Origin of the sequence: Paraburkholderia lebeckiae (genome assembly GCF_014201005.1) — a bacterium.
In the GTDB taxonomy this organism is placed as follows: domain Bacteria; phylum Pseudomonadota; class Gammaproteobacteria; order Burkholderiales; family Burkholderiaceae; genus Paraburkholderia; species Paraburkholderia tuberum.
Map to the genome: position 1 here is coordinate 1 of NZ_JACHDK010000043.1, position 19,115 is coordinate 19,115.

Sequence of the window (19,115 nt, forward strand, 5' to 3'; positions counted from 1 at the left end):
GTCTCCACCCGGTATGACAAGCTCGCTGACAGCTATCTCGTGTTTGCGTCCCTTGCCTGCTCGTTTGGGCCGCTTTTAAATGTGAACACGGCCTAACACACCATCTCCTCCCGCATATTCCCTATCGCCATCTGCCGCAGGCGCACGCACACCTGAAGCACATTTCTGCGTTCAATTGCCGTGCGATCATCTGCGACACCTACCTGAGCGGCGTACACGCCAGCGTAAAGGGTTGGGAAGCAGCTCATGTCTGAACGAACATTGAACCTGGCACAGGTAACAAGCCTGCTGGTCTCTACGAGCTGCGGTATTGGCTTTCTCCTGGGCACAGGCGAACTCGCCCTGCGCGGGGGGATGGCTGGCTGCCTCTACGCAATCGCGAGCGCCTTGGGTCTGATCGTACTCGCCGCATGGGCGCCGGCCTTGTCGATTGGACGGCAATCCATCTGGGTCAGATTTGATCAACTCTACGGTGCCTCGGTCAGCCGCAGCGTAGCGCTACTGTCGCTCGTCTGGATGACCGGTGTCCTTGCTGCTCAGATGCGGGGAGGATCCGCAATACTGACGCTGGCCGGCTTTCGACCGACTACGGCACTCCTACTGATAGCCGGTCTTTTGATTTGCCTTTCGCTGATGCGGCTCTCATGGCTTGCCGCCGGATTCGCGATCTGCATGCTTGCGTGCAACGTCGCACTCGTGCGTACGTTGCTCGAAACGGATGGGTTCAGTGTCTGGGTGCATGCGCCAATGCAGTTCTTAGATGGGCTTCGCACAATGACGCTGGCGCATACCGGATTTACGGTCGTCTCCGTCGTGGTGATGGTCATATGTGGAGCGGATTATCAGCAGTTCGTGGTCGCAGCGCGAGCTCCTACGACGGCCCGCGCTGGCTGCCTGTTCGCAGCAGCGCTCGTCTTCTTGATCGGATTTCTGCCGGCCTCCGCTGTAATCGCGGCTGCCCCGGTCTGGCATCTGGAGCACGTCGTCGATCCCGTACAGGTTGTTCCGATTGTACTGATGCATACCCTTTCGAGTTACGCAGTGAGCGCCGCGAGCGGTCTCGTTGTCGCCGTACTAGGCTTAACAGCTCTTGGTGCCGGATGCTCGATTCTGCGAGCAATGGCTGAAGCTATGGCCACACTCGGCCCACCTTCCATGACAGGACCAATCTGGTCCCGCGTCCTGCCCGTCGTACTGGGTTCCCTCGTCACCACGCGCGAACAAAGTCTCGTCGACATGATGATCGACCTCAATATGGTCTACATCTCCGCAGTGGGTCCGCTTCTAATATTCGGCTTAGTACGTACATCCGTCTCGCATGCAACTGCCAACGCAACAATGGTGACTGGATTCTGCATCGCCATGACCTGTTACCTGATGCGCTGGACAGGGGCAACAGAAATACCTGAAGCGGCCCCCCTGCTTTTCGCGTTGCCGACTTCGCTTGCGATTGGAGTTTTGATGGTTCGCCGATCCAACAACTTTGCTTCAGCTACCCACGCCGGGCATCGACTACCACATTGGCCGAAGGGGTCCTCAAATGGTCAGTCCGCGACTTCGCCCTCATCCCCCTTACCGGACGACGCGGGCGCTGGTTGAATCAATGCTCGACGGGCCTCACGCATCACAGTTTCGCTAATCGCAGTCGCATTGGGCGGTGCCACCTCCCAATGATGCCAATACAGATCAACGGCAATCCTGTTACGCGGTGCCAAGGCAACCAGATCACCGGAATCAATCAGAGCTTGAGCCTGCATGGACGGAACAAGGCCATACCCGACACCCGCCCGAATCGCCGTCAAGAGCGCCATTGGGGAGGGGAAATAATGCGTGGCATAACCGCTCACTGGGAAACCAAGCAGGCGTTCAAGGAACGCTGCATGTAAGCCATCCTTTCGATTAAAGAGCACAGCGGGGGCGGCCAGGATATCGTGCATATTGAGTCCATGCGTAAAACAGGCCGCAGAAAATTCCGGAGCAGCCACACATTCATACTCCATCGCACCAATAGGCTCTGCAACAAATCCGGTCGGCGCAGTACTCGCCGTCGAAACACACCCGATAGCCTCTCCGCGTGCCAATACCGGCAGGGTATGATCCTGGTCGTCGACTATAAGTTCCAGCGCGAAACTCTCCTTCGCTATAGCACAGGCGGCGGGGCCAAACCATGTCGCCAGCGAATCTGCATTGACCGCAATTGCGGTCTTTGCCCGCGCGTGTGCACCTGGCTTGATTTGCTGAATAGTATCCGCCTCCAATGACCTCAGCATGTGGATATGCCGAAGGAGTGCTTCACCAGCCGGTGTTGGCGTAACCCCATCACGCACAAGCAACGGCGTACCAAACGACTCTTCTAGAGCGATTATTCGTTGGGAGACAGCACCACGAGTAATGTTTAACGCGCGCGCCGCTTGCCCAAAATGTCGAAACTCAACGACTGCAAAAAATGTTTCCAGTTGTTGACGGTCGAAATTCATATAGAGCTGCCCCGATATTGGTCCGGACCACGGTTAGGGTGCGAGGTTAAAAGACCCCCGGGCTTCATGCCCAGACAAACTACTCGGACGTCGGTACCTTAGCATGGCCCGGTTAATCCTACGGTAGATGCACTCTGTGCAACAATGGAAAACCGCAACTGAAGCCGCAGCACATCGGTATAGAAAACGAAGTACATGACGCATTACGATGCGTAAGGCATATGAGCATGGAGGCGAACGACACGGCAAAGAACCTCATGTCGGCCTCCGGCACCGCTATTTTCATGCCTATCGCGACGCGCGCCGCGACGAACGCACCCACTGCGCCGCCGATCCACCAGCGCAACCAGCAGCAGGCCGAGCCCGGGCCGAGATTCGAGCCGACCGCTGCGGCCTGCTTGGCGATCAGCGGATAGCGATCGCCATCCGGACCATGCCGAAGGTATTGCCGATACCCGCCATCTTCGTATGCGACAGCCCCTTGAGGGCCTGAATGAAGCAGACCGAAGCGACCGGATACAGCAGCGTGACGACGTAGATCGCCAGCACGAAGATGGTCAGCTTGATCACCGTGTGATTGATGACTTCCATCCCTGCTCTCCTTTATGACCTGCGCGCGACTTCGCCATCGCGGGACAGAAACGTGGCCGCGACGATATCGTCGGAGAGATCAATGTTCAGCGCGCCTTCCTTCGTGACGATCAGATTCAGGAAGTCGAGCAGATTGTGCGCGTAGAGCGACGACGCGTCGGCCGCGACCATCGACGGGACGTTCGTGTAGCCGACGAGCGCCACGCCGTGCTTCGTCACGACCCAGTCCGCTTCGTTCAGCGGGCAGTTGCCGCCGCGCCGGCCTTCATATTCGGCGCCACGTCCCGCCGCGAGGGTCCATTGTGCCGTCTGTGGGCGCTACGTAGCGTTTGTCGTCAGCGACGCGACGGCATCGGGAATGTTCGGCAAAATGCTAGCCCCCTCCGAAACCGTCAGAAAACGGCATGTCGTTACCGGTGTGTGCGGTTGCCGTGGGCATAGCACGCACCGGTAAACGCGCGAGCAAAGCCGTCCCGAACTGAGCAACGAACGCGTCCGCTACCCGTCCCCGAAAATTCCGCTTTGTTCCCGCGAGAACCGTCCGTCCTGTGGGGGCAAACGTGGGGGCAAAATCGGCCCCAAACGAAAAAGGCTCTCAGAGCCGAAGCCATGAAAGCCTTATATCTATTGGTCGGGGCGAGAGGATTTGACTCCCGCTGAGGCCCGACCAGTAAGGCTCTGGCGCTGATCCACGTACCGTATGGATACGGGTTGTGGGACAGCCCACAGTGTAGGCGATCTGCCAGACCAGTTGCAAGCCGCGCAGTCCCACGTGCCGTTATCCCTGATGCAAGCCGCCGTTATGACACTCAGAATCTGAATGTGACGTGGGAACCACCAATTTGCGCGAGGTTTTCCAGAGTAGCTGGCAAGCACTTAGACGCATTGATCGTCACATGTCCCCCGCTCCCTACGGCCAGCCGAACCAAATTCTCCAGCGTTTGTGGCAAATAAGCATGACCAGCAAGGTCTAGGTGCACGCCCGTTCGGGCGAGTGCTTCAAGTGCTTGAGGTAATGGTCCCATCTTTAATCCCGTTGTCGCATTGTTCGTAGGCTACTTCTTGTTCTTCGGAGGCGGCGGCGGTGGCAGATTCCCGGTCGGTGGCTGGTATCCCGCGCCCGGGCTCGGCTTGCTCGTTGGCTGATAACCCTTGTGCATCGGTTGGAATCCGTCGTTCGTCGGTGTCCCCGGTTTCGTCGTTCCCTTGTTCGTCGTCATCGTATGGTCCTATGAACTCGATTGACTCAATGGCGCTGCCCGCAATGAGCAAGCCGCGTGTTTTGACGTGTCGCCGAACAAAGCCTTCGGCTTCGTCTACATCCCAAGCTTCCTCTACGTAAATCTCGGGGTCAGCAGGATAGCTGGAGGCGAATGAGTTATTGCCGTACGTCGCGCCTATTCGCTTACCCGAAGTCAATGTGATTATCAGGTAAAACGGCTCACGTTTGCCGAATACATAGTCCCATGCGCGGTCTACCGGGTGCGGCAACCAGCGGCCCATCCACTTTGCACGGCGTAGCACAAAGACTCCGACGGCCAACAACAGTGGGCCCACCAAGAGAATGCCGACCCAAGCGATCGCATAGACTACAGGTTGTCGCGTAGCCAGTCCTGCATAGCGCATCCAGTAGATCGGAAAAGCGAACACAGCGTAGTTGCAACAGCTAAATGCGATTGCGTCGATTACGGCCTTTGACGCGTCAAGGCGTGGCCCGGAACTGAGAATCGCGTACGTCTTCATCGCAACGAAACCGGGAATCACGAACAACACGCAAAGCAGCAGTTTGTCCGCTGAACTTACATCCATTACTCAAATCCTTGCTGGAGGTTGTGCCGTGCCCATCGCGTACTCTGCGCGGACAGAAACAAGCGGGGGCGCACGCCGGATTACGTGCGACGGGTCGTGTCTACCTGAGCGATGGACGGAAAAACCCACGCGGGGCGCTCGACATTGTCAAAATAGATACCTGCACCCATGTTGTAGTCCTCGGTTAGCCTTCGCAATTGTTCAACATCGGACTCGAAAATCGTGAAGCGATAAATCCGTTCTGCCTTGACGCGCTTCATAGTCGTCTTGACAGAAAGCACGAGTTGGTACTCCCCCGCTTGCCAGCGGATGGGATTTCGCCCGTACATTGTTACCAATGGCGCGACGAACTGGTTGTCTGCTGTGATCGCCTGCGTACTTCCGGGCGGACGTTGGTGGATCTTCTGGTTTATGTTTGTACGCAGCGCGTATTCCGCTTCTCGATACTCTCGCTCATTGTCGCGTGACAGTTGCCTAAAAAAATTAGTCACGTAGCCCCACTCGTCACGAGCTTTAAGCGTAAACGGTGCCAATAGCAGTGGAGGCGCGGACTGAGCCTGAAGATAGCTTAGACCGGACAAAGTGAATGGCTCGCCGTTATCGCGCCGAAGGCTAGCCTCAAAGGACGTTACGCGCACCTCGCGCCCACCAAGGTTGCGCACAACCACGCGTACCTGAAGTAGAGGGTTGCCGACCTTATGCGTTAAGGCCACGCGCTCGTAAAGTTCCAAGTCAAGTTTCGGAGGGCGTAGCCAGCGCCAAATGTGCGGACCGAGCGAAACGGCAAGCGCGCAGAAAGCAATTGCAGCGCTCCAAAGCGACCAGTCCAGATACCAAGGTGCGGTTTTCATAGTTTTATGCGAGGGCAGAGTGAAAGCGTCTGCGATAAGGTCTGACGTTACATTGTACTGGGGCGCCGGGCCAATTTTGGTGAGCTTGTTCGCGAGGACTTACGGCGCGCACGTACGTCCTTGCTCCCCGTAGGCGTGCACGCAGGCGCGTCTATCCAGCCGGGAGGGGTGGCATGGGCACCGTGACGAGTGGGCAGCGCGGCGAGCTTGGCGGGCGAGCGAGGGATTGTCGAGGGCCGATTCTCAGGGCCGCTCACGCGACGGGCGCGGAGAAGGCCGCCAGCATTGGGCGAGCGGGCGGCATTTACTGGCAGCTAACGCTTATGCGGCACGAATGCGAGGGCCACGCCACGCGCGGATTGTTCAATAAACGACCGTATGATGCACGCGCACAACAACGCCTCCAAGATGTGCAAAAAGACCGTTGACAGGCTTGTTGCACAGATGCAGTATGTGAACACCTTTGTTGAACAGGATGCAAACATGAGCCGCACCTTCCTTTATGCCCGAGTCTCGACGGGCGAGCAGACAACGGCCAACCAGCTACACGAGGCGAAGGGCAAGCGCTTCACGGTCGATGCCAAGCACACCGTCGAGGAAACGATCAGCGGCAGCGTCGCTGCGATGGAGCGCCCGAAGTTTCGGGCATTGGTCGAGCACAAGCTGGATGAGGGCGATAGGCTGATCGTGACGAAGCTTGATCGACTCGGGCGTAACACGAGCGACGTTCTGGCTACTGTGGAGCGGCTGGCGTCGATGGGCGTGCGCCTGCATTGCTTGGCGCTGGAAGGCGTTGATCTCACGAGCGCAGCCGGGAAGTTGCACATGACGGTGCTCGCCGCTGTCGCTCAGTTCGAGCGCGATCTGTTGATCGAGCGGACGCATGCGGGGCTGGCAAGGGCACGGAGTGAGGGACGCGTAGGCGGCAGGCCGGATGCCCTGACGGACGCACAGAAGGCTGAGATTCGGGCAGCACTGGCCAAGGGCGATACGAGCGCCCGAGCGCTGGCGAAGCAGTACGGCGTAGCGCCTAACACCATTCTCAAGCTGACGCGGGACACGGCTCCCGCGTAGAGCGCACTCACCGGAACTCGACCGAGGCCTGCCACTGAGCGGGCCTTGTGCTTTATGGGCTGGCCTTCGGGCTGGCCCTTTGCATTTCGGGACTCTCACAAGACACCTAGTTAGTGGATGTCCATTCGACGCCTAGCCGATTACGGACGACTTGAAAGACACACACACTCCGTGTCGCTTCGAAACCGCAGCGGCGAACACCACACTTTGTGAGTTAGCCGAAGTTAGCAGCAGATCAATTTCGGATGGCTAGATAGACGAAAAAACGCCTTTTCACCGCGAGATCGATAGCAGAAGTTCGGGCGCACGAGTTGGACGGGCTGATTTCGGCGGACTGTCAAGATACACCACCAACGCCGCACTTCCCGGCACACACCATGAGGACATGACCATGACCACAACGAAACACCCGCTCGAAGGCAATCGCAAACTGCGCAAGCTGGCCGCGCTGTATCGAACGCAAGGCAGCAACGGCGGCACGCGACTCGCCGCGCTGCGCGCCGGCGTCGAAGCCATTCACGGTAGTTTGCCGAGCTATCTAGAGCGCACCCGCGAGCCGAGCCGCAGCGTACTGGCTTGATGGCGAGGGAATAGCACGGATTAGGCGCAATGCGCCGAGGCCGCTGGCGGGCCTGTATCCCAGTCAGAACCAACCAACACACACCCTCTAAGGAGAATCAAATGGCAGGCGGAGCATACGTTGTAAAGAAGAACGCAGCAGGTAACGAAGTTCAAGCATTCGGCAGCAGTCTGCCGTCCGCAGGCAGCGGCGCAGTGCAGAGCCGTAGCTGGTCGAATGGTGGCGGTGCAGCCGTCTATTACGACAAGACGGTAGCGGACGAGATCATGGCCGGGTACATGCCCGCAGCACTGACCGCTGGCGACGGCACCCGCGTTCGTTATGACCAAGACCCGGTGCGATACGTGCAGGTGGCGGGTATCAATCCGCGTTCGGAACAGGATCACGAAGCCCTTCGAAGGTACCCGGAGCTTGCATTGCATCTGCTGAATGAGTCTGTGCGTGCGAACAGCATGGCGAAGGCTTCGACCGGCTACGTGGCAGGCACGGCGATTCATGCCAGCCTTGGCACCAACTACCCGGCTGATGCGAAGGCGAGCGCGACGTACGTGCCGCGCCGATAAGCAGGACGCCCGCCGTGGGCGCACCACGGCACAAACAATTAGTATCCCTACTCACTTACAGGAAGCAACCATGACCCGAGCAACCAAAGCAGCACCGATCACCAACACCAGTTTCTCCAGCGTGCAGGAGGCACAGCACCGCCTGACCCAGTTGGGCCAAGGACTCGACGCCGTACGTGCGGCGGCTGCTGAGTACGCCCGGCTACGCGAGGCGTTCGAGCGCCTTCCCACTATTGAAGCGGAGATGGCCGCGATCCGCGCAGCTATGCCCGAGATCGAGCGCAACGACTTCGAGCGGCAGGTGGACGCGTACGAGATCGACGCGATCACGCCGATTGACGAAGGCAAGTACGCGAACGCGCTGCGCAAGTACACCGTGCACGGCACGTACGAGGGACGCCCATTCGAGCAGCCGCTGGCGAACCAAAGCCGCGTGTTGCTGGCCGCAGTGGCCCGCAGGCCGGAGTTGATTCCGGCTGACATTCTGGCGCGCGCCGATGAGCCGATGGGCGCGCTGCTGCGGAATGTCCGCGACGTGAACCGAGGCTATCGGGACTGAGCACGCCGAAGCGGCGATAGCCACGCATTACGAAGCGCTGCGCCTATGGCGTGGCGCGATCACCGAAGTAGCCGACCCAATACAGCGCGTCACGGTGTAGCCGTGGCCGCTTCTTCAAGGCCCGCCAGCAGCGCGGGCTTTCTCTTATCTGAAGGACCAACCATGACCCGAATCACACCCCGCGCTATCCGCGCCGCACGCATCAATCACTTCGATGAACCATTCAATCTGACGGCGGCACGCCTTGGCATTCACCCGGCTGACGTGCACCGAGCCGTCAAGGCTGAGTCGCTGGACGCTGACGAGCGGCAAACGCTGGTGAATGGGTTCCTACGTGGCGAGAAGGTAACGGACATTGCAGCCGTGAACGGCGTGACGAGCGCTTGCGTGATGAGTACCGTCCGTACGGCATTCATCCACGAGAAGGTGGAGCGCGGCATTCTGGCCGAGCAGGTGGAGGCAAGCGCCCCGCGCGCCGCCGACCGTACGGAGAAGCTGGCCGCCTGACCCGCCGCCCGAACCACCAGCCGTAGTATTTCCCTCACTTTCAGAGGGGTGCATTTCCTTTTAAATCAAAGACTTGCAGAGTGCGTTAGAAGATAACTTACCGCGCGCCAGCCAGTCACCCAACGCTAACCGAGGATCGAACAATGCAGCATCCGAGCAGCACCCTTTACAAGCATGGCCGGTGTTTGGCAGACCTTATCACCACCTGCGACCGCGTAGAGTCCGTGGACGAGTGGGCAGTCTTCGAGACAGTACAGAAGTGGCGACGGCTCACGAAGCCGGTGAGAGTGAATGGGCTTACCGTCACCCGCTATCAGGCACGGGAAGCCGTCAGTTACGTCAATCTCGTGACCGGTGAAGTAATCCCGGCAGCAGACGTAGGGAAAGCGGGCCTGTCCATCGCAGGCCACGTCAGCGAGAAGATGCTGCGGCGTGAAGCTATCCTCGGCGCACTGAGACCCGAGGCCCGAGCATTCGCAGCGTTCTGTCTGGAGTTCCGCAACAGCCGCCGAGGTGTCACACCCGGATTCGACAAGCTGTGCCATTGGTTTGCGGAATTGACCGGTAAGCGCGCCGATAACGTGCGCCGTCTCCTCCCTGCACTGCGTAAAGCCGGGATCATGGCCGGTGAATCGCTGGTCGGTGTCGAGTGGCAGATCAGCGGGAGTAACAAGAGCGCGGCCTACCATCTGAAAGAGGACGCAGATGCAGAACAAAAGTTCGGGCTGATGCTGGCGAACAAGGGAGCCGGGATCACCTTCGAATGTAAGAGCCTTATTGCGACCATTACCGGCAAGCTGGCCGATCCTGTATGGGCCACAGATGCCGTGGGCGATTTCGAAGCAGAGGCCGAGTTGTTCGAAATGTCAGGCGGTACGCTGCCGACGAATCCGGGCGCGCCAGCCGGGAAGCTCACCAGGGCTCGGGAGGTTGCGCTGCTTAGGGCTGTTGAACTTCTCACGGAACAGGGCTGGTACGACACCTTGGCAGCGCAGGAGCGTGAAGCCTGAGCGGGACGCGTCAGGAGGGCCGTACAGCCGCTGGTAATGGCTGGCTAACCCGGTGCAGCCACCCGGCAGCGGGTCTGTACGCGCCTCTGTCAGTCAGAGTAATCAACACACACGACGACGGCCCGCCACTGCTGCGGGTCGCAATAACACACAGGATAACTAACATGACGAAGATGAAGCATTTCACGCTGGACGAAATCAAGGCCCGATGCGAGATCGACACAGAGAACGGCTGCTGGCTCTGGCGGGGAGCCACGACTGGGACCGGCTACGGCAAGGTGAAGCATGCGGGACATAGCGTGACAACCCATCGGCTGGCGCTGACGCTGGCGGCTGGTGAGCCCCCGACTCCAAAGCACGAGGCCGCGCACGGCGAATGCCATGACCGGGCGTGCTGTAACCCGGCGCACATTAGCTGGAAGACACGAGACGAGAACCGAGCCGACCGCAAGCGAGATGGCACGGATACGAACGGCTTCCGGCGCAAGCTGACCGACTTGCAGGTGCTGCTGTACAAAAGATTCTCGCACATTGGACCGCAGGCGGTGTGGGCGCGGGAGTTGGGCGTGGAGCCGAGGACGCTGGCATTCATCCGTAACGGGCGGAACTGGAAGCACATTCAGGTGGCCGCATGATCCAGCACGCACTTCGCTGGCTGGGTTGCTGTCTGGTGGCCGGGGCGCTGATGGGCCTTCTGCCTTCACATAGAGGCGAGGCGTCGGCTTGGGTCGTGTTGCTCGGCGTCGTGGGTTCAGACGCAGGCGCGCGCCCTACTCCTTCCGGCAATCCGCCCGTTCGCGCCCAGTCGGGCACACAGAGGGCAATCAAATGACGACTGAGACAGCCAAGCGAGGGCGCGGACGCCCGCCCCTACTCTGGCCGCGATGCCAGATTGATGACCCGATCCGGGGACGTATCGAGCCGCCGAGAAGCAAACTCACGTACAGCCTGATCCGCCATTGCCGGAAGTGCAGCCAGTGCGAGGCGTTCCATTCGCGACGCTTCGACGCTGGCCGCTGGTGGGATGCGATGCGCGGGAACAAGACGTATCAGGGGGAGCCGTGCCGGAAGTGCGGCAGCACGGCGCGGCGGGTGCATGACGGCTCTTGCTATGCCTGCCAAGCGAAGCGCCGGGGCCGCCCGATGGCGCAGCACGAGAGGCCGCTACTCAACCGGGGGCGGCGAGTCGTGAGCCGCGCCGAGCATTACCGCAAGCTGGCCGAGGCGAAGCAGGCCGAGAGGCTGGTTGCGGAAGCAACGGTAGACGCGAGCGGTTGGAAGGCCGAGGGCTGGCTGTACGGAGACGGCAGGCGACACATTCGCGTGACGGATACCGGGGCCAAGGGCGGCGGATGGGGCATGTGCGTGGACGATGCGCAGCATGACCGGATGGCACCCGCCGAGGTGGCGAACCATGTCCGCTTTTACGGCGGGGATCGCGGGGCGCTCGCGCAGGTACTGAATGAACTGGAGGCGGGTGCGCAGAGCGCCGCCGACTAACGGAGAAAGGAGCAGTGAATGGATGAGAAGCTGAAGGACAACGCAGCCGAACTGAACGCGCAAGCATTCCGCGCAAGGATGGGACTGGGCGGCGGCCAGAAAGTGGCCCTACCGCAGGCGGGTGGCGATGGAAAACTGCCGGTTGACGCGGCGGAGCGAGAGATTGCGCGGTACGGGACGGATGCCGAACTAGCCGCACGCGGCGAGCGACGCTTTACGGGATCGCCGTACGATCCACGCCAGCCGGGGCATTGCTTGCCAGCATGGGAGCGGCGATTCGGTGGCGATGGCGGAGTCCGCCAATGACGGCGGCACTGCGTAAGGTGACGCTGACGCCGAGCACGAAACGGTATCTCGAAGACAGGCCGAACGAGGCGGAGCGGTTCCGGGTAGTTGCCGGGGAGGCGCGCTGGACTGCTTTCATGAAGGGCTGGCGGACGTATCCGGGTGACGGATGCGCGCTGCACGGCGCTGGAGCGCTGAGGCTGGTGCGTAGTGGCGAGTGCGTGAAATGCACCGTGTACGAAGCTGCCGAGCGGGAGGCGGTTGGACTGGCTCCGCTTTGGCATGGGAGCCGGGCGACGCGTAGGCTGGCGCACGCGGCGGCGGACAGGTGAGCGTACAATGCCCGTACGGTTCACCTCACAGAAGGCGTGACATGAACATCCGCAGAACGCGGGCAGACATCGCCAAGCTCCAAGCCGAGACAATGCGGCTATTCGCGGAGATTCAGAAGACCAACCGGCAGCAGCGATGGCTGACTCCGTTCGTGACCGCATCCGCATGGCTGGCTCTTGGCACTGGACTTGCTGCTGTCGTTGTGCAGTTAGCCAAGCTATTCGTCGTCGTCCGGTAGACCGCCGGGCGGGACCACACCCCGACATGGATGCTCGTATTCTGTCGGCGGCTGATCGTCTACCGGCTGTGGCGGCGGGCCGTCGCCCTGCTGTGCATCCTGATTGTCAGGCTTTTGCATGTCATTCTCCCGAGTTTGACCACGGTTGAGGCAGAGTCATTCCGTGAATACGATAGCGCTGCATGGCGTCCACAAGAGGCGCGAGCGGATACAGGGTCGCGCCGTAGCGTCGCCCCACCGACGCCGAGGCATGGCCGGTAATGGCGTCGCTGACTTCCTCTGTTACTCCTGCTTCTCGCATCGTGTGCTTCAGCAGGTGACGGAATGAGTGAAAGACCATTCGCGGGTCCGTGACGCCAAGCTTGCGAATCCACTTGCCGAACCACTTACCCCATAGTGCACCTTCACGCCCGTCCGTGTCTGCCTTGAGCATGGGGAACAGACGTGGGCCGCTGATCGACTGCGCGTACGTGATGAAACCAAGCGCGATCAGATCGGGATGGATGGGCAAGCGGCGGCGTGAAGTGGCTGTCTTGACGCCCTGCCCTGCGCCTTCGTCCGTGATTCGAATAGTCCAGCACGAGCGCCGCGCGCCTTGCGCGTCCGTGTACGGTGTCTCGCTGACATCGGCGGGCGATAGCTGCGCGAGTTCTTCGAGCCGAGCGCCAGTGTAGAGAGCAAGCAGCGGAAGCCAATACGACGCTTCGCCAGCACCACCCGCTGGCCGCGCATGTTCTGTGTAGACGGGCGAGCCGAAGATTAGCTTGAGGGCCGCGACATCGAACGGCAGGCGGGCTGCCTTCGCATTCGAGCGTGCGCCGACCTTCACGCCTTTAGCTGGATTCGATGCAAGCCAGCCCTGATCGTGGGCGTACGAGAGCACCGTCGAGAGCATGGTGAGAATTTTGTCCGTGTTCACGGCTGTCTGGCCGGATGACAGCAGCGCATCCTTGAAGCTGACGACGTGGGTGCGCTCGATAGAGGCGACCGGGACGGGGCCAACCATCTCACGGAAGCGGCGCGCGCAGCGTTCGGCAATCTGCACGGTGCGGGCTTGGGGCTGGCGTTCCTTCGCCCATGCGTCGATGGCATCGGGCAGCAGGCGAGCGGACGTGTTACGCGGGGACTTGGCGGGCTTCGAGATGCGCGCTGAACTGTTGGATGGAGTATCGGCAGGCGGCGCGATGCCCGCGAGCTTATGGGCTTGACGCAGCACGGCAGCTTGGCGCGCGGCATCATCTTCGAAGCGCTCGCGCTCCTCCTCCTCAACGCCTTCGTCCTTAACGTACCTGAAGTAATACTCGCGGTCCTCCTCAGCAGCGCGCTCGCGGTCTTCCGCTTTACGCTTGTGGACGGTCGTCCGTGCTGTCTCAGAGGCGTGTGTGATGGCGTGCTTGGCTTGGGAAGCTGCGCGAAGCGCCGACCATTCGGCGTCTAGGCGGACGCCTTCGAGTCGGCAACGTGTAATGGCTTCAGCACGGTCGCTGGTACGGAGTGCTTTAGTGATCTCGGATTTACCGAGGATCGAGACGAGATCGAGCGGGACTCGACGGCGAATGTAGTAACGAGAACCGCGCTTTATCAGGTGGGTACACATAGCTGAATTCTACTCGCTGTGTAGCATCCACACGGACACGGACCCGCGCCACATAAGACTTTGCTGGTGAAACCCTTATCCAGCAAGGAGGGGAATTGGTCGGGGCGAGAGGATTTGAACCTCCGACCACCTGCACCCCATGAAAGGAACAAATCTCCCCGAGCTGAAGAGTCTGTTCGCCGTCGCGGCGTGCGGAGCCATCCGGCACGGAATAGCGTCCTGTGGGATCCAACATTTTTGCGTATACAGGTGCGTATATACGCCATAAATCAACAATTTTTTTAATTTAAAATCAAGCACTTGAACCTCACATTCGAGTCCTCTCCTGGCACCAACAGTTGTTCCGGCGTAAGCCGGAGAAGTCCGAGAAACCCCGTAAGATTAATGTCTTACGGGGTTTTTTGTTTCCTGCGGCTCCCTTGCGTTCCCCTGACATCGACGATTTTTGCGTATACACGGAATCGAGATGTTAGGCCATGCCCAAACGCGTCGAACTTGGCCTTGCGCATCTGGCCGGACGGGAGCAAAACCTGGCTGTTCCGCTATTGAAGACCGAGTACGGGCAAGGAGAACTTCCTCAGCCTCGGCCCCTACCCCGATATCACACATCGCTGATGCGCGACGGTTGGCCACTGCCGCGCGCAATCTTGTGCGCTAAGGCATCGATCCGGTCGAACATCGCCGGGCCGAGTCCATCGCTCGCAAACGCGCCGCCGAAGGCGCCTTCCATCTCGTAGCCCAGCGCTGGCTCGACTTCAGTCTGGTCGATCGCCACCATCATCACGACGCTCGACAAACCCAGCATCGCCAGCAGCGACTGCCGGAACGACCGCTCGCCTTGTACCGAGGCAGTGTTGCAGGCCCGATCGGCGCCCGGCGTTGCGCTCATCGCGAGCCCTGCAACGCGTTCAGCACCTTGACCTCGCTGCGCGCCACGTACTTGCGCCATGCGACTCCCGCCAGCACGACATCCTGCAAGCCGATGCCCACGGCCTTGTAGACGATCACGTCGTCGTCCGCGACGCGGCCTTTAGCGCGGCCGGTCAGCACATCGCCGAGCTCCACCGTGTCGTTCCAGTCGAACGTGCCCGGCTGCGTGAGCACCAGGTCGCCCGCTTCTTCGCGCGCCTGCTCGCGCAGTTCGACCACGATGCGCGACGCTCGCGCGATCAGCGTGTCGTCGAGTTCGCGCGTATGCGGCAGGCTCGAACCGATCGCGACAACCAGCGCGCCCGGCGACACCGCATTGCCGTCGAACAGCGCACCGGTGGCACGCGTCGCGGTCACGATCACGTCCGCGCCCCGCACCGCGTCGACCGCGTCGCACACCGTGGCCTCGATGCCTCGCGTCGAACCGGCGGCCGTGACGGCCGCCGCGAGTTCGCGCGTGCCCTCCAGCCCGACGATACGAAACGACCGCAAGCCCGTATGCGCGGCCAGCGCAAGCGCATGAGCGCGCCCTTGCACGCCGGTACCGAACGCGGCCACCGTGCGCGCCTGTTGCTTCGCCAGCGCGCGCACGGCCACCACCGTCGTCGCGGCGGTGCGAATGCGCGTGATCGCGTTCGCATCGAGTGTGGCCAGCAGGCTGCCGTCCACCGTCGAGAACAGCACGATCGAAAAGTTGAATTGACCGGCAATCGTCGAATAAACCTTCGCGCCCGCGACACCGAGTTCTGGCAGCACGGCGCCAAGGGTCGAGAGCTTCACGCCGCCCACTTCCGTGCGCACCCGGCGCTGCACGGCCGCCGCGCCGCTGGAGAGTTCGCGAAATCCCTGTTCGAGTGCCGGAATGGCATCGTCGATGGTGATGAGTTCGTCGATCTGCGCATCCGTCAAATGAATCATGCAAGCTTCCTTTCGTGAAGCGCGGATTCGGCTTCGTGCTGGAACGTGAAGCTGTCCGCGTAGAGGTGATCGATGCTCGCGCCGCTGCGCAGGAAGTGGCGCCGCGCATCGTCGATCATGGCCGGCGATCCGCACAGGTAGACCGCGTGCTCCGACAGGTCCGGAAAGTCCTCGCATACCGCGTGCTGGACGTAGCCCTGCCGTCCGGTCCAGGTACTGTCCGGTCGCGACAGCACCGGCACGTACTGGAACTCGTAGAGGCGTGCGCCCCATTGCTGGATCTCGTCGTGAAGATAAAGATCCGCCTCGGTCCGCGCGCCCCAATACAGCGATACCGGCGGGCAATCGGGATCGTCCATCAGCGACTCGATGATGCCTTTGACCGGCGCGAGCCCGGTGCCCGTCGCGACCATCACGAGCGGGCGGTAATCCTCCGCGTGAAAGCGGAAGCTGCCCAGCGGCAGTTCGACGTCGAGACGATCGCCCGCGCGCAAGACCGACAGCCGATGATCGGTAAAGCGGCCGCCCGGCACGCGCTTGATGTGAAAGTCGAGCGAATACGTGTCCGCGCCGCCGAGCCTCGCCGACGCCATCGAAAAGCTCCTGCGCGAGCCGTTTTCCAGCACGACGTTCATGTATTGGCCGGGGTTGAACTTGAGCTCGAGGTGCTCGGGAAGCGCGATCGCGAGCCGCCGCACGTCCGGACCCAAGGTGCTCACTTCGACGACTCGCGCCTCGACCACGGCGGGTGCGGACACATCCGCGCCCGCATGCGCCGCGGCGATCACCATGTCGCTGCGCGCGCGCGCCTGACATGCGAGTGCGAAGCCCGCGCCGGATTCTTTCTCCGAGATCCCGAACGGGAACTCGTCGTACTCGTGCGCACCGCTGACCACCTTTACCCGGCATGCGCCGCAACCGCCCAGCTGGCAATCGTGAGGAAGCGCGACGCCAGCGGCGAGCGCCGCGTCGAGCAGCGATTCGTCGGCCTGCGCAGCGAAGCGCTGGCCGGTTTCCGCGATCTCAATCTGATAGACCATCTTGCCAATCTCTAACGAAACAATGGACTCGCCTGCCACTGGGCGGCGCGCAGCGTGACTTCTTGACGTTACTTCTTGATGTCGGCTTCCACGAGCACGCGATGCTCGCCCGCGGACAGCAGGGTCTGCAGCGCTTCGAGCGCGGCGAGGCCGCACTGCGTGTCCTGCTCGCCGTTGCCGCCGCTCAGCCCCACGCCGCCGATCACTTCGCCGTCGACGACGATCGGAAAGCCGCCGACGAACGCGGCAAAGCGTCCCTCGAAACTCAACTGGATGCCGAACGCTTCGTTGCCCGGCAACGCGGGGCCATTGGGCGCCTTGGTGAACAGATGCGTCGAGCGCTTGTGGCCCGCCGCGGTGAAGGCCTTGTTCCAGGCGATCTGCGGGCCGGTGATGCGCGCTTCGTCCATGCGCTCCAGCACGAGCGGATAGCCGCCCGCGTCGACGATGCAGACCGACTCGGCGACGTCGATCGCCTGCGCGCGTTCCAGCGCGGCGCGCGCCATCGCGCGCGCTTCGGCGAGTTCAAGCCTGAAAGAACTTTTCATGATGCGTTTTCCGATTGAATGATGTGTCGTTGCGATGCTTTGGTCGCGCGACGTGCGGCTCAGAGACCGCGATAAACCGTTTTGATCTGCGTGTAAAACTCCAGCCCCGCGCGGCCCGATTCACGGAACGTGGACGTGCTCGAGCGCTTCAAACCGCCGAACGGCGCATTGACGACGTTGCCGGTGGTGGTGCGGTTGATCTTGACTGTGCCCGATTCGATCTCGTCGGCGAAGCGGTGCATGTAGCGCGGATTCGACGTCGCGATGGCCGCCGAAAGACCGTATTCGGTGTCGTTGGCTTTCGTCATTGCGTCCTCGAAGCTCGTCACCGAAACGATCGCCAGCACCGGACCGAAGATTTCCTCGCGATAGATGCGGGCGTTCTCGGGCACGTTCGTGAAGACGGCCGGACTGACGTAATAGCCGTGTTCGAAACCGTCGCCGGTCAGTTGATCGCCGCCGGTCAGATGGGTCGCCTGCTCCTTGCCGGATGCGACGTAGCCGAGCACCGTATCGAGCTGCTTGCGGTTGGCGAGCGGACCGAGATCCATGCCGGGCGTGACGCCGCTGCCGATCTTGAGACTCTTCACGCGTTCGAGCAGCCTGGCCGTAAACGCTTCACGCACCGTCTCCATGACGAGGATGCGGCTCGTGCCGGTACACGCCTGGCCGCTCAGCGACAGGCCCCCCTTGACCGCGAGATCCACCGCGCGGTCAAGGTCCGCGTCTTCCATCACGATCAGCGGATTCTTGCCGCCGAGTTCCATCTGCGTGCGCGTCGTGATCGTGACCGAGCGATGGATATGCTCGCCCGCGGCCGTCGAACCCGTGAACGACACCGCGCGCACCACGGGCGGCTCGGTGATCGCCGCGCCGATGTCGGAGGCGCGCCCGGTGATGTAGTTGATGACGCCGGCCGGAATGCCCGCCTGCACGAACGCTTCGGCAAGCCGATAGCCGATCAGCGGCGCATCCGATGAAGGCTTGAAGACGACCGTGTTACCGGCCATCAGTGCCGGTGCGATCTTGCGCGCCGGAATCGAGATCGGGAAATTCCACGGCGTGATCACGGTGACCACACCGAGCGGCTCGCGCTGCGTGTACACCAGCTGGTCGGGATCGTCGCTGGGGAACGTCTCGCCGGTGAAGGTCTGCGCTTCGACCGCGTAGAAACGCAGCACCTGCGCGGAACGCAGGATTTCATCGCGGCTTTGCGCGAGCGGCTTGCCTTCTTCGCGCGTCAATTCGAGCGCGAATGCATCGGCGTTGGCTTCCAGCCAGTCGGCCGCCTTGTTGACGATCTTCGCGCGCGCCGATACCGAAGTGCGGCGCCACTTCGCGAATGCGGCCGATGCCGCGCCGAGCGCCGCCTGCGCGTCGTCGCGCGTCGACGCCTGGAAATGACCGATGACATCGCGCGTATCGGCGGGATTGATGTTCCGGAAAGTCTTGCCGCTCACGCTGGCGGTCCACTCTCCCGCAATCAGGTTCTTGAATACAGTCGCGGATTCGCTCATGACACTCCCTCTCTTGTACGCGATGGCGATGGCGAGCACGCCGCCATCGCATGAACTGAATGACCGGGCGTCTCACGCCCGGCCCCGACTACTTCAGGCGGCGAGCCCCAGTTGGGGCAGCGGGATTTCCTTCTCGACGTAGTCGTAGTAGAGGGCGGTGGTGTAGAGCAGGCGCATCTGTGCGCCGA

General features: G+C 61.4%; 20 protein-coding genes and 4 pseudogenes. 12 read left to right on the forward strand and 12 right to left on the reverse strand.

The features are described from left to right. Positions 1–96, forward strand: a pseudogene (locus HDG39_RS33520) (IS5/IS1182 family transposase); the annotation flags it as partial. 150 nt (positions 97–246) lie between these two features. Next, positions 247–1,599, forward strand: coding sequence for an SLC5/6 family protein (locus tag HDG39_RS33525; RefSeq protein WP_184012454.1), 1,353 nt, complete (start codon positions 247–249; stop codon positions 1,597–1,599). Here the strand turns inward: HDG39_RS33525 and HDG39_RS33530 are convergent. From HDG39_RS33530 to HDG39_RS33550, 5 genes and pseudogenes are all read right to left on the reverse strand, one after another. After that, entirely contained in the window at positions 1,545–2,477 is a 933-nt protein-coding gene (locus tag HDG39_RS33530; RefSeq protein ID WP_184012456.1) for an HTH-type transcriptional regulator ArgP, read from the reverse strand. The two genes, HDG39_RS33525 and HDG39_RS33530, sit on opposite strands and share 55 nt — an antisense overlap. Positions 2,478–2,772: 295 nt before the next feature. Beyond that, positions 2,773–3,023: pseudogene (locus HDG39_RS34760) on the reverse strand (NAD(P)(+) transhydrogenase (Re/Si-specific) subunit beta); the annotation flags it as partial. Positions 3,024–3,080: 57 nt separating this feature from the next. Beyond that, positions 3,081–3,365, reverse strand: a pseudogene (locus HDG39_RS33540) (NAD(P)(+) transhydrogenase (Re/Si-specific) subunit alpha); the annotation flags it as partial. 702 nt (positions 3,366–4,067) lie between these two features. Continuing rightward, a complete protein-coding gene (locus tag HDG39_RS33545) occupies positions 4,068–4,877 on the reverse strand; it encodes a DUF6338 family protein (RefSeq protein ID WP_184012458.1) in 810 nt (269 codons plus the stop codon). Between the two features lie 80 nt (positions 4,878–4,957). Further along, entirely contained in the window at positions 4,958–5,728 is a 771-nt protein-coding gene (locus HDG39_RS33550; RefSeq protein WP_184012460.1) for a hypothetical protein, read from the reverse strand. A gap of 483 nt (positions 5,729–6,211) precedes the next feature. Here HDG39_RS33550 and HDG39_RS33555 point away from each other — a divergent pair, with 483 nt between their 5' ends. The 10 genes from HDG39_RS33555 (at position 6,212) to HDG39_RS33600 (ending at position 12,377) form a co-directional block, all read left to right on the forward strand. Beyond that, positions 6,212–6,802 (forward strand): recombinase family protein, encoded by a 591-nt coding sequence (locus HDG39_RS33555; RefSeq protein WP_184012489.1) that lies wholly within the window; start codon positions 6,212–6,214, stop codon positions 6,800–6,802. 391 nt (positions 6,803–7,193) lie between these two features. Further along, a complete protein-coding gene (locus tag HDG39_RS33560; protein WP_184012462.1) occupies positions 7,194–7,382 on the forward strand; it encodes a hypothetical protein in 189 nt (62 codons plus the stop codon). A 101-nt stretch (positions 7,383–7,483) separates the two neighbouring features. Further along, entirely contained in the window at positions 7,484–7,945 is a 462-nt protein-coding gene (locus HDG39_RS33565) for a hypothetical protein (protein WP_184012464.1), read from the forward strand. A gap of 70 nt (positions 7,946–8,015) precedes the next feature. Further along, complete coding sequence (locus HDG39_RS33570; RefSeq protein ID WP_184012466.1) at positions 8,016–8,504, forward strand: hypothetical protein; 489 nt, start codon at positions 8,016–8,018, stop codon at positions 8,502–8,504. A gap of 162 nt (positions 8,505–8,666) precedes the next feature. Next, the gene (locus HDG39_RS33575; protein WP_184012468.1) at positions 8,667–9,011 is read left to right on the forward strand and encodes a hypothetical protein; all 345 of its coding nucleotides are present in this window, start codon (positions 8,667–8,669) and stop codon (positions 9,009–9,011) included. A 143-nt stretch (positions 9,012–9,154) separates the two neighbouring features. After that, complete coding sequence (locus tag HDG39_RS33580) at positions 9,155–10,021, forward strand: hypothetical protein (RefSeq protein ID WP_184012470.1); 867 nt, start codon at positions 9,155–9,157, stop codon at positions 10,019–10,021. Between the two features lie 164 nt (positions 10,022–10,185). Next, positions 10,186–10,656 (forward strand): HNH endonuclease, encoded by a 471-nt coding sequence (locus HDG39_RS33585; protein ID WP_184012472.1) that lies wholly within the window; start codon positions 10,186–10,188, stop codon positions 10,654–10,656. Positions 10,657–11,209: 553 nt separating this feature from the next. Next, the gene (locus HDG39_RS33590) at positions 11,210–11,521 is read left to right on the forward strand and encodes a hypothetical protein (RefSeq protein ID WP_184012474.1); all 312 of its coding nucleotides are present in this window, start codon (positions 11,210–11,212) and stop codon (positions 11,519–11,521) included. Between the two features lie 18 nt (positions 11,522–11,539). Then, a complete protein-coding gene (locus tag HDG39_RS33595; RefSeq protein ID WP_184012476.1) occupies positions 11,540–11,827 on the forward strand; it encodes a hypothetical protein in 288 nt (95 codons plus the stop codon). A 352-nt stretch (positions 11,828–12,179) separates the two neighbouring features. Next, positions 12,180–12,377, forward strand: a complete 198-nt coding sequence (locus HDG39_RS33600) for a hypothetical protein (protein ID WP_184012478.1) — start codon at positions 12,180–12,182, stop codon at positions 12,375–12,377. Positions 12,378–12,498: 121 nt separating this feature from the next. On the opposite strand, the gene HDG39_RS33605 is transcribed toward HDG39_RS33600, so the two are convergent. From HDG39_RS33605 to HDG39_RS33635, 7 genes and pseudogenes are all read right to left on the reverse strand, one after another. Then, positions 12,499–13,974, reverse strand: a complete 1,476-nt coding sequence (locus tag HDG39_RS33605; RefSeq protein WP_184012480.1) for a site-specific integrase — start codon at positions 13,972–13,974, stop codon at positions 12,499–12,501. A gap of 601 nt (positions 13,975–14,575) precedes the next feature. Then, a complete protein-coding gene (locus HDG39_RS33610; protein WP_184012491.1) occupies positions 14,576–14,863 on the reverse strand; it encodes a hypothetical protein in 288 nt (95 codons plus the stop codon). Then, positions 14,860–15,822 carry an ornithine cyclodeaminase family protein gene (locus HDG39_RS33615; protein ID WP_184012482.1) on the reverse strand — a complete coding sequence of 321 codons (963 nt, stop codon included), beginning with the start codon at positions 15,820–15,822 and terminating at the stop codon, positions 14,860–14,862. Before HDG39_RS33615 ends, HDG39_RS33610 begins: the two co-directional genes overlap by 4 nt. Continuing rightward, positions 15,819–16,862, reverse strand: a complete 1,044-nt coding sequence (locus tag HDG39_RS33620) for a 2Fe-2S iron-sulfur cluster-binding protein (protein ID WP_184012484.1) — start codon at positions 16,860–16,862, stop codon at positions 15,819–15,821. Before HDG39_RS33620 ends, HDG39_RS33615 begins: the two co-directional genes overlap by 4 nt. Positions 16,863–16,930: 68 nt before the next feature. Next, a complete protein-coding gene (locus tag HDG39_RS33625; protein ID WP_184012486.1) occupies positions 16,931–17,410 on the reverse strand; it encodes a GlcG/HbpS family heme-binding protein in 480 nt (159 codons plus the stop codon). A gap of 59 nt (positions 17,411–17,469) precedes the next feature. Beyond that, positions 17,470–18,927: an aldehyde dehydrogenase family protein gene (locus HDG39_RS33630; protein ID WP_184012487.1), complete on the reverse strand. Its 1,458-nt coding sequence runs from the start codon at positions 18,925–18,927 to the stop codon at positions 17,470–17,472. 93 nt (positions 18,928–19,020) lie between these two features. Beyond that, positions 19,021–19,115 (reverse strand): annotated as a pseudogene (locus HDG39_RS33635) (TenA family transcriptional regulator); the annotation flags it as partial.